Annotated in this window: 5 protein-coding genes and 6 pseudogenes; 4 read left to right on the forward strand and 7 right to left on the reverse strand. The window is 60.6% G+C overall.

Annotation, left to right across the window (positions count from 1 at the left end):
• Positions 1-667: 667 nt before the first annotated feature.
• From repC to NKI59_RS30190, 4 genes and pseudogenes are all read right to left on the reverse strand, one after another.
• Positions 668-1,966 carry a plasmid replication protein RepC gene (repC, locus tag NKI59_RS30175; protein WP_352708282.1) on the reverse strand — a complete coding sequence of 433 codons (1,299 nt, stop codon included), beginning with the start codon at positions 1,964-1,966 and terminating at the stop codon, positions 668-670.
• 197 nt (positions 1,967-2,163) lie between these two features.
• A complete protein-coding gene (locus NKI59_RS30180) occupies positions 2,164-2,421 on the reverse strand; it encodes a hypothetical protein (protein WP_352708284.1) in 258 nt (85 codons plus the stop codon).
• Between the two features lie 4 nt (positions 2,422-2,425).
• Positions 2,426-2,671: a hypothetical protein gene (locus tag NKI59_RS30185; RefSeq protein ID WP_352708286.1), complete on the reverse strand. Its 246-nt coding sequence runs from the start codon at positions 2,669-2,671 to the stop codon at positions 2,426-2,428.
• A gap of 274 nt (positions 2,672-2,945) precedes the next feature.
• Positions 2,946-3,629, reverse strand: a pseudogene (locus tag NKI59_RS30190) (IS6 family transposase).
• A 52-nt stretch (positions 3,630-3,681) separates the two neighbouring features.
• Here NKI59_RS30190 and NKI59_RS30195 point away from each other — a divergent pair.
• A pseudogene (locus NKI59_RS30195) lies at positions 3,682-4,406 on the forward strand (ISNCY family transposase); the annotation flags it as partial.
• Positions 4,407-4,545: 139 nt separating this feature from the next.
• Positions 4,546-4,899 (forward strand): annotated as a pseudogene (locus NKI59_RS30200) (transposase); the annotation flags it as partial.
• 448 nt (positions 4,900-5,347) lie between these two features.
• On the opposite strand, the pseudogene NKI59_RS30205 reads toward NKI59_RS30200, so the two are convergent.
• Positions 5,348-5,820 (reverse strand): annotated as a pseudogene (locus NKI59_RS30205) (IS630 family transposase); the annotation flags it as partial.
• Positions 5,821-5,898: 78 nt separating this feature from the next.
• On the opposite strand from NKI59_RS30205, the gene NKI59_RS30210 reads away from it, so the two are divergent.
• On the forward strand, positions 5,899-6,942 hold the full coding sequence (locus NKI59_RS30210; RefSeq protein ID WP_352708293.1) for an IS110 family RNA-guided transposase: 1,044 nt from the start codon (positions 5,899-5,901) through the stop codon (positions 6,940-6,942).
• Between the two features lie 284 nt (positions 6,943-7,226).
• Here NKI59_RS30210 and NKI59_RS30215 read toward each other — a convergent pair.
• Together NKI59_RS30215 and NKI59_RS30220 are read right to left on the reverse strand one after the other, a co-directional pair.
• Positions 7,227-7,835 (reverse strand): annotated as a pseudogene (locus NKI59_RS30215) (IS630 family transposase); the annotation flags it as partial.
• 859 nt (positions 7,836-8,694) lie between these two features.
• On the reverse strand, positions 8,695-8,928 hold the full coding sequence (locus NKI59_RS30220; protein ID WP_352708288.1) for a hypothetical protein: 234 nt from the start codon (positions 8,926-8,928) through the stop codon (positions 8,695-8,697).
• Between the two features lie 60 nt (positions 8,929-8,988).
• Here NKI59_RS30220 and NKI59_RS30225 point away from each other — a divergent pair.
• Positions 8,989-9,898, forward strand: a pseudogene (locus NKI59_RS30225) (hypothetical protein); the annotation flags it as partial.

The following is a 9,898-nucleotide window of genomic DNA, read 5'->3' on the forward strand; positions in this document are numbered from 1 at the left end:
GCGATAGCGGCGCCACGCCGGCAACGCCGTGTCGTCGACAACCAGCACCGCCTCCGGCCCGCCGACCTTGTCCGGATAGAGCTGCAACGCAAACTCCTGCAACCGTTCACATCATGCGCCAAAGCGCCGGGCATCAGCTTCGTATTGAAAGCCAACCACGGATGTCGTCCGCGTAGCGCACGAAGATCATGTCGCCGGCCGATTCAATCCAACTATATGGCATAGAGGCGGTGGGCCGCCACAAGCCGTCGGTCAGACAATGGGTCTTGTTGGTCTTCCGCACCGGCGAAGATCGAAACGTGTTATGGCGCGAACGCCGTACCCGTCTCGCGCCCCCTGGCCCGAATTCGGCAAACGAATGGTAAACGCGGGAGCGCGCATTGACTGAAAGCAGGATCATCGACAGCCGGAACGATTTGCCTAGTGGGCGATCGATCGGGCCAGTGCGATTCTGACGAACCAGGATTCGGATCTCGCCACCGCCGCGCGCAACGCAAACGAAGCCCAAATCGGTGAGACACTACAGGGGCTCGGGCAGGCGATCATTCATGCGCTGCTTGAGGCGTTAAACGGTCTTGCGGCGTCGAATAAGCCCCCGGCCGGACCCGGGCACCTGGCTGGATCAATGGAAACGGCGGCCGGTACGCGGGCTCAAAAAAATGCAGCATCATGATTTCGGTCTGCGCAGGCTATCAGAAGCGTTTCCTTCATTCCGAACGCCATCGTCAGGCGGCCTGCCATAGGTTTTCGAGAGCGTCTTTTCGGCATCTGGTTTGGCGCGCAAGAGCGCCATGACCATCGGCCTAGTCGAAAATTTCCCGTCCCGAGCGCGGTCCGTCAGGCTACGCAAATAACCGCCGGCGCTGTTGATCTGATCAGCGCGCTGATAAATCGCGGCCAACGTGATCGCCGCCTGCCGTTCGCCCAGAACCTCGCAGGCCTCCCGCCAGGCGCTCGGGCTGATCCCCAACATGGACCGGACGAGCTCGGCCGCGGCCAGGAAATCCCGCCAGTGGCCAAGCTCGCCGCTCTGGGCGAGTTCCCGCATGTTCGGGCAGGCGGACAGCACGATCTCCAATGGCAAATCCCGCTTTGGCTGGCTCCGCAGATTGTGAGTACCTTCGGCGCTGCAGCCCGCTTCCTCTCTTTCTCCTGTGCCGCTTTCAGATTCAGAATTGGAGTCTGGGTTTGAATTCTGTATGTGGCGACCGAAATGGGACTCATTGGCGTCCGTATTCCATGAATCCGCAAACGATTCCAACACGTCAAGGATCTCACGCCATAGCACCTCGAGCTCTTCACAGATGCTTTCGACGAGTTGACGTGGAGCAGAGCGCGGCAGACGGCTGATGGTGGCCTGGTAGTTCTGCTGCACCCGGTCCCAATTGCCTGGCACGCCTTCCTCGGTGCAGGTATCGATCAGCTTGACAATATCCCGTCGCAAGAGCGTCAGTCGTTCCCTTGCGCGACGGAATGCGCGCTTCTCGGCCTGGGCGGCATCCGCCATGTCCTTGAACTCGGCTGCCCGCGCCACGATCGGCGACAGATCGAAGCCGAAGGCCCGCTCGATCTTGCCTCCCCGACCTTTCCTTGCATATCGCTTTCCATTAGGACTGTCCCTGCGAATGATCAGACCGCATTCGACTAGAACGACGAGATGCCGGCGAAGCGTTGTAGGTGGCATGCCATTGGCGCGCGCCATCAACTGGTCGTTCGACGGCCAGACAATAAGATCGCCATCACCCGTGAGAACCGTCTCCTGGTGGAAGGACAGCAACGCGTTCAGAATCGCCAGAGCGCGGTCCGTGGCGCCGAGGAGATCTCGGGCCTCTCTGATGTGCTGAAAAGTCTGCCACTTGTTAACGGCGGCATCCTTCGGTGCCGCTCTTGCCTTCATCTGGCTCGCAATTTGGCCAAGCGTCATCGTTCGCCGCCCAAAGGGCGTCGTCACTATATGTCCCGTCATGGTTCTGCCCTCTAGCTTTTGGCAAAGCGAAAGCGCTCACCAAAATGGTGTCAGATCTCCTCATGGAGAGTCTTGACTGACTTGAATCGCGGAAGTTGACTGTGAAATCGCGGAAGTGAGATTCTCAATGTCACCCAAGCGAACGCGAGAGGCTTCTGAGAAGTTGTCTCAGGGCCTTTTTTTATCGCATGCTACCTCTATGTTTGTTGCGCTATCCTATGGTTTTCGGCCGAGCCGCCCTCCAGCGCTGAAATTATCCCCTCGCCCTGGCGGGCGGAAAACCTGTCTATTAGCATTTGCAGCTCTTCCTCGACGGAATCGCCAAACGCCGGCGCATATCCTGTCACAATAGAGAGCTGGATGTCGCCGCTGGAGAATGTCGCCTTGCCGACTACTTTCTCGGCTGGACCCTTAATCTCCTTCTCGCTGCGGCACGGCGGCGGCGGCTTCTTCACCCGCTCAATGGGTTGGTTTCAAGGCGGACAGGGACCGGGCCCTTCCCATCGTTGGATATAGTGTCGATTCAGGAGTGGAGGCCAGTCGTGAAACCTCGTGAATCATAAAGTTCCGAAGGCTTCTCCGTGCGTTCAGCGGATACATCTGTTGGCGGCGCGCCTGCAGATATTCGAAGAGAATGCCAGCATGCCGAACGATCTTGTCGGCCGGATCCGCGTTCTGCACTCTGGTTGCGGCAAGCACAGCCATTGTCGATTTGTCCTCCTTGTCGGTCTACATGCGACATATCGGTCCTTAACCCAGAACTAGCTAGGCCACGATTCTTCGCCCGGCGTCCAGTGGATTAAGGTTAACAGCAGGTTGAAGCATATTTGTTGTGACCGGGGCAGACTGCAGGCGCTCAGGCTTGACCGATTTGCCTAACGGGATCTGGGCGCGTCCAAATCGGCTGTTGTTGTGGGTTTATGCCGAGGGTTGTCACGTTATCGAGCGGTGATCGAACTGCCCCCGCGGCTTTGCGAGATCAGGCAACCGCGCCCGTCACGGCTTTCCAATGCGCTGCTATTGCGCGGATGCTGTGAATGTGAGTGGCCAGGGCGGATCGTTTTTGATGCGGGGTGACGAAGAGATTGCCGAGAAGATCGAGATAAACCGCTGCAGGCTGCCGGCTGATCTGAAGCCCTGCATCGTCCGTTCTCGTTTTCGCAGCGGCAGATGAGAATTTTCCGCTCGATTGTTGAGGCTCCTGTGGGACCAGTGCTCGACAGTCGCCATAACGTCACGCTTGGCGGCGCCATATGATCGGAGTTTGTCGGCGATGATCCGCTTGGGCACCATGCCTCGCTTTCCTCAGCAGCCTGATCAGCAATCGCTTGGCAGCCTTGGTATCGCATCGGATCTAGTCGAGAACATAGCCGTCCTGGTCACACGCCAAAGCCAGTGCTTGCGGTCAGCGATGGAGACCACCACCTCGTCCAGATGCCAGACGTCCCGGTGCGACGGCCGCCGACGACGGATTTGCTTCGCGTAGGCCGGTCCGAATTTCCGACCCCATCGGCGGATCGTATGAAACGACGATGCTGCGCTCCAGCAGCATTTCCTCGACAAGGCGTGGGCTCAGCGGGAACCGAAAGTACAGCCAGACCGCATGGGTGATGATCTGTTGCGGGAAGCGGTGACGTTTGTAGCTGATGGCTGAATTCGTCATCCCACTATCTCCACGCACCACTCACTGACAGTCGGTTTATGTGACAACTCCTTCCGCCTCGTTCCGGGCCTTTGCCCGGCTGCCATGGGGGTGGAGCCCGAAAAAGTCTGTCTTGCACAAGACGATCAGCGCGATCCGGGCGGACACCTGGGAAGCGGTCAACAAATTGCTGCTGGCCAGCGCCCGACAAGAGTGGTTGGAAAGCGGCAAGCGTGCGTGTGGACAGCACCGTCACGGCGGCGCTGATCCATGAACCAAGCGACAGCAGCCTTTTGTGGGACGGCGTGCGGGTGATGGTTCGTCTTCTGCAGCAGGCGGATTCGCTTGGCAGCACCTTCCCTGGCACGATCACTGCCGCGCGCGAAGAAGCGGGCTCGGGCGATCGAGTATACCCGCGGTCGCCCCAAACGGGTTCAGCACTACCGCGCGCTGCTTAGGATCGCCCGGAACACCTTGGGTTTTCTGCAGCAGGCGGCGGCACAGTTGCCGCTGGCGGCGGGTCCGGCGGCGAGCTCTGGAAGGCCCAGGTTCGCCACTATCAGCCGCTGATCGCGCAGATCATCGCCCAGACCGAGCGGCGGGTGCTGGCCGGCGAAGCGGTGCCGGCCGGCGAGAAGCTTGTAAGCCTCTTCGAGCCGCATGCCGACATCATCGTCAAGGGCAGCCGCGACGTCGATTACGGACACAAAGATCAATCTGACCACCGGCAGGAGCGGACTGATTCTCGATCTCGAAGCCGGCAATCCGGCCGACAGCGAGCGGCTTTTGCCCTTACTAGACGTTATGACCGTGGTCTGAGGAGCGGCCCGCCCTTAGACTTTGCAGCTGTTAAGCAAACGGGGGTTGCTCGGGTTGCCGAGCCTATCCCCAAAGCAAAGGAAGGACGGGCCGCTCCTCAGACCACGGTCATAACGTCGAGCGCCACATCGCCTTCTATGGCGAGGCGCCGCGGCAGGCGGCCGCCGACGGCGGCTATGCGAGCCGTGAAAACCTGCGCCAGGCCAAGGCCTGGGGTGTGCGCGACATGGCCTTCCATAAGAAGAGCGGCCTCCGGATCGAAGATATGGTCAGGAGCCGCTGGGTGTATCGCAAGCTCAGAAGCTTCAGGGCCGGCATCGAAGCCGGCATCTCCTGCCTGAAGCGGACCTACGGCCTGGCCCGCTGCACCTGGCGCGGGCTCGACCACTTCGAGACCTACGTCTGGTCCTCGGTGGTCCCCTACAATCTCGCCCTCTTCGCCCGCCTCAGGCCGACCCGACGCTGGTCATGACGCCGCATTCAGGGAGCAGGCCACGAGCGCCGGCCGACACCCCACGACCGTATTGCGGCCAAATCGCCCTTCGACCACAACCTAGAAGCGGTGCCATCATGCGTCCCGAAAAACACGCTGCAGCGGGCAAAACACCTCTAACAAACCAAAAACAGGCGTTGGCTGCCTTTCGTGCTCCTCCTTCGTCAACGGTCTAATGGATTAATGGGGTAATGCTACGGGCGAAACGTTTTTTGTTTGGACAGCTGCAGCAATGAATGCCAAAAACCTGGACTTGTGAAAAGTGCTTTACGGAAATAGAGATCTTATATTGTGCAGTCACATGCTTAGAAATGATCCGTGCGTTTCTTTAAGAAGGCATCGGGTCCATTATTATAAGGAAAATCATCTAACCAATAAAAATACGTTGGCGAAGACGGTCGCAGTCTCGACGGCGGCCGTCCTGATGCTAGTGGATGCAATCTAACACTTGGTGCCCGCGTTTGACGGCAGCGATGATCTTGTCTGGATCGGCGGTCCAAGTGAAGGGTTTAGGTTGCTGGTTGTGCTCTGCAACGAAGGGGTTGATCGCCGCCTGAAGGTCGACGACGGAGTGGAAGACGCCGCGTCTGAGACGACGCTTCGACAGTTTTGCGAAGAAGCCCTCGACCGCGTTGAGCCACGAGCATGAGGTCGGTGTGAAGTGGAAGGTGAAGCGCTGATGGCGGCCGAGCCAGGCACGCACCTTGGGGTGCTTGTGAGCGGCGTAGTTGTCGAGGACGACGTGGATGGCCTTGCTGGCCGGCACCTCGGCATCGATGGCGTTGAGGAAGCGGATGAACTCCTGGTGACGATGGCGCTGCATGTTCCTGCCGATGACGGTGCCTCGAGCACGTTGAGGGCGGCAAACAGGGTGGTCGTGCCGTTGCGCTTGTAGTCGTGTTGGTGTGGACGGCCCCCAGCACGGCATCGATGTGCCAGAATGAGGTCGTTGAAGATCTCAAGCAAAGGAGACCGTCCGTGGAACAGATTATTCGAATTGGCATGGATACGTCAAAGCACGTGTTCCAGCTCCATGGTGTGAACGCGGCTGAAGACCCGGTTCTGCGCAAGAAGCTTCGGCGTAAGGAGATGGTGGCGTTCTTCGAGAAAGCGCCGCCGACGGTGATTGCGATCGAGGCGTGCGGCGGATCGCACCATTGGGCCCGACTACTGCAGTCGTTCGGCCACGAGGTGAAGCTGATTCCGCCGCAGTTCGTCAAGCCATACGTCAAGCGAGGCAAGAACGATGCGGCTGATGCCGAAGCGCTGTGCGAGGCGATGAGCCGGCCGACGATGCGCTTCGTGCCGGTGAAGCCAGCCGACCGCCAGACGGCGCTGATGCTGACCGGCATGCGCGACCGACTGATCCGTAATCGCACGCAACTCGCCAATTCGATCCGCGGTTATGCGGCCGAGTTCGGGCTGACTGCCGCGAAGGGAATATGCAAGATCGAGCCGCTGCTCGAGCGCATCGCGGCCGATGAGAGGCTGCCGGAGCTGGCGCGGGAGCTGTTCGCGCTGCACGGCGCGGAATATGCGCAGTTGAAAGTGCGGCTGGGAGAGGTCGACACCAAGCTGATGGCCTGGCATCGGGCCGATGAATGCAGCCGCCGTCTGGCGCAAATCCCCGGCGTCGGTCCGATCGGCGCATCGCTTCTGATGATGAAGACGCCAACGCCCGAGGGCTTCCGATCAGGCCGGCACTTTGCCGCCTGGATCGGCCTGACCCCGAAAGATCACTCCACAGCCGGCAAGGTCCGGCTCGGCGTGATTACACGCGCCGGCGACGAAGCCTTGAGAAGTACGCTGGTGGTCGGCGCCACCGCTCTCCTGCGACGAGTCCGCGACGGACGGGGCAGGAATTCCTCGCCCTGGCTCCTCGATCTCCTCAAGCGCAAGCCGCCGAAGCTCGTCGCCGTGGCGTTGGCGAACAAAATCGCGCGCATCGCCTGGAAGATGATGGTGACCGGCGAAGCGTATCGAACCAATGCTGTGCCGCCTAGTATGGCGTGCGGGGCTTAGAAGATCAGCCAAACACGGGGAGCAGACGAAAATGCGACCGTGTTTGTTGATGTCGGAACTTGCAAGAGAATGAGCAGGTGGTGTGATCGATCGATCCACGACGCAAGATACTCCGGATGACTCACTGGCCGTTGTAGGTCGCAGTCGTGTTAGGAACTCGCGTTGCGGAAACCATCTTGGCCCGCGGTCATGTGCGACCGCACAAAACAGAGGCCGGACATATGATCGCAAGCGATCCGATCAAAACGCCGCTCAACACCTTGCGAGGAGGTGGCCGTCCACATATGGGTCATGGTGCCGAGCCTACCCTTCTTCATGGGCAGGCCGGGCTGAGTGCGGTCGAGCGCCTGGATCTGGCTCTTCTCGTCGACCGACAGCACGATGGCGTGAGCCGGCGGATCAACATAGAGGCCGACGACGTTGCGCAGTTTGTCGACGACCTGCGGATCGTTGGAGAGCTTGAACTGGCGCCAGCGGTTGGGCTGCAGCCCGTGCGCCTTCCAGATGCGGCGCACCGCGCTGGCGCTGATGCCGGCCGCGGCCGCCATCATGTCGGCGGTCCAGTGCGTCGTCTCGCCAGGCGGGTCCTGCAACGTCAGTGCCACCACGCGCTCGGCGACTTCAGGTCCGAGTGGGGCAATGCGCGAGGGGCGCGTCTTGTCGCGCAACAGTCCCTCGAAGCCTTCCGCGGCGAAGCGCTCCTGCCAGCGCCACACGCAGGTCTTGGACTTACCAGTTTGCCGCATGATTTCGACGGTGCCCACGCCGTCGCTGCTCAACAGAATGATCTCGGCGCGCCAAACGTGCTTCTGCGGCGCATTGCGATCTCTGATCAGCGCGCCCAGACGCTGACGGTCAATCGAAGAACCGGTGAGTAATATTCCTGCGCGCATGCGCCAGACTCGCATGCGCACTCACAAAAGGGAATCCCCAGCCGGCTCTTATGTCAGGCGTAAACCACGAGGACAGAGCGATAGGGCTCAATCCGCAGTATTTGAGCAGACCGACAGCGGTAAGGTCTTCGAATTTAGGCATGGTGCCCGCACCGCCGCTGGGGGATTGGATCGCACAAGCACGATGGCGCGTGGTTGGGCCATCTGATCACCTGACCATTGTGTTGTGGGAAGCAACGCGATGCCCTCTTGTTAACGCACTTTAGGCAATGCGTTTTGCCTGGATGGGAGACAAAATATGAGGAACATCCGCCGACCGGCAGGATCGCGTATCGGCGATACCACAGCCGATGGCGCTCCGGACAGCAGTTCCCCCGCCGCATCAGGTCACGCCTCGGCAACAGGCGGCCAGCCGTTCAATTCGATTGTCGAACGGATGCACCGCGAGCCGCAGGCTGGCGAAGCTTCCTCCAGCCGCTTCGCAGGCCACGCCGATGATACCCCGGAGGCCCCGTCCTCGCGCCCCCCAATTAGTCGGGGACGCTTTCTCACTGCCGCATTACGCGGAATGGGCATGGATGCAGGGTCAGGAGGATGGCGTGCTGACGATGGCCTGGCAACCAACATCCCTCGTACAAACGGACAGCGGCCTCATGAGCCAGGGCGGCAAGCGGGCCCTTCACGTTCCGATGGTGAAGCGTGGCGCAGAGATCGCGCCCCCGAAAGCTCTCACACCTCCGCGCCGTTGCCTGGGCAAATCACGTCCGGCATGGACGCCAGGCCACCACGCAGCGACGATGTAGGCGCGCGCGATAGCCGCCCCACCGGTTCTCAACGGTCTCAAGGGTCGGAGCCGCAATCAGGTAGTAACAATGGGGGCCCCTTCTCGGGCGGTTTGTTCAGCGATGCTCTCGATGAGATTGATCGTGCTCCCAACATCGCTGAATTCTCCTGTGCCGTGGTGCGCCATCGCCGCAGGCTGCAGGACCAGGAAGGGCAGGCGGAATTCCTTCACAAAGCCGCTGGCCAATTCACCCAGCGATTTCTGCCAAACTGGGAGCAGGATATTGGACAATCGTTTGGATACGCGCACGTATGCAACGCCGTCAGCCGCGGGCCTGCGAGACAGGTGGGCATGGAGGCCTGCAGGGCCATGGCCGCCAAGCTATCGGAGTCTGCCGGGGGTCTGAACGAGGTAGATCCCCCAGCGCTGCCGCTTTTTGCCTTGTCATTCAGTCGATATCCGGGACAGCGGGAATGCTGGGAAGGCGCGGGCAGGATCGCCGAATTATGCAGCGACAATCCCGCACTGCTTCAGGAGCTCGACTCTCGGAACGTCTCGCTGCTGGTGAACGGCTTTAGCAAGTGGCCTAACCTGCCAGGGTGTGGCCAGGGCACGTTCGCAGTTGCCAGTGAAGTTCTTCGCCGCGCCGACATGGACGGGCTTTTCGAATTCAATCAGCAGGACTTGAACAACCTGGTGAACGGCTTCAGCAAGTGGCCGGAGCAGCAGAAGACGCGCGAGGCGACGGTTGCCATCGCCGGCGAGATCGTTGCCCGCGCCAGCAAGCTCAACAGATTTACGAATCAACACTTGGCGATCCTGGTGAACGGCTTCAGCAAGTGGCCGGAGCAGGCTGAGTGTCGCCGCGCCGTCGCTGCAGTCGGCACTGAGGTCACGCACCGCGTAAGGCGAGACCACCGGCTTTCCGATTTTGATCCGCAGGACGTGGCCAATCTGGTGAACGGTTTCAGCAAGTGGCCGGAACAGCAGAAGGCACGCGAGGCGACGGTCGCCATCGCCGGCGACGTCGTTGCCCGCGCCGGCGAGCTCAACAGATTTACGCATCAAGGCCTGGCCAATCTGGTGAATGGCTTCAGCAAGTGGCCGGAGCAGGCTGAGTGTCGCCGCGCCGTCGCTGCAGTCGGCACTGAGGTCACGCACCGCGTAAGGCGAGAACACCGGCTTTCCGATTTTGATCCGCAGGACGTGGCCAATCTGGTGAACGGTTTCAGCAAGTGGCCGGAACAGCAGAAGGCACGCGAGGCGACGGTCGCCATCG

Source organism: Mesorhizobium sp. M0598 (assembly GCF_040320865.1).
Lineage (GTDB): Bacteria > Pseudomonadota > Alphaproteobacteria > Rhizobiales > Rhizobiaceae > Mesorhizobium.

Coding starts and splice junctions, on each gene's coding strand:
- repC (WP_352708282.1), bottom strand. CDS start 1,966: ATGACGGGACATATAGTGACGACGCCCTTTGGGCGGCGAACGATGACG.
- NKI59_RS30185 (WP_352708286.1), bottom strand. CDS start 2,671: ATGGCTGTGCTTGCCGCAACCAGAGTGCAGAACGCGGATCCGGCCGAC.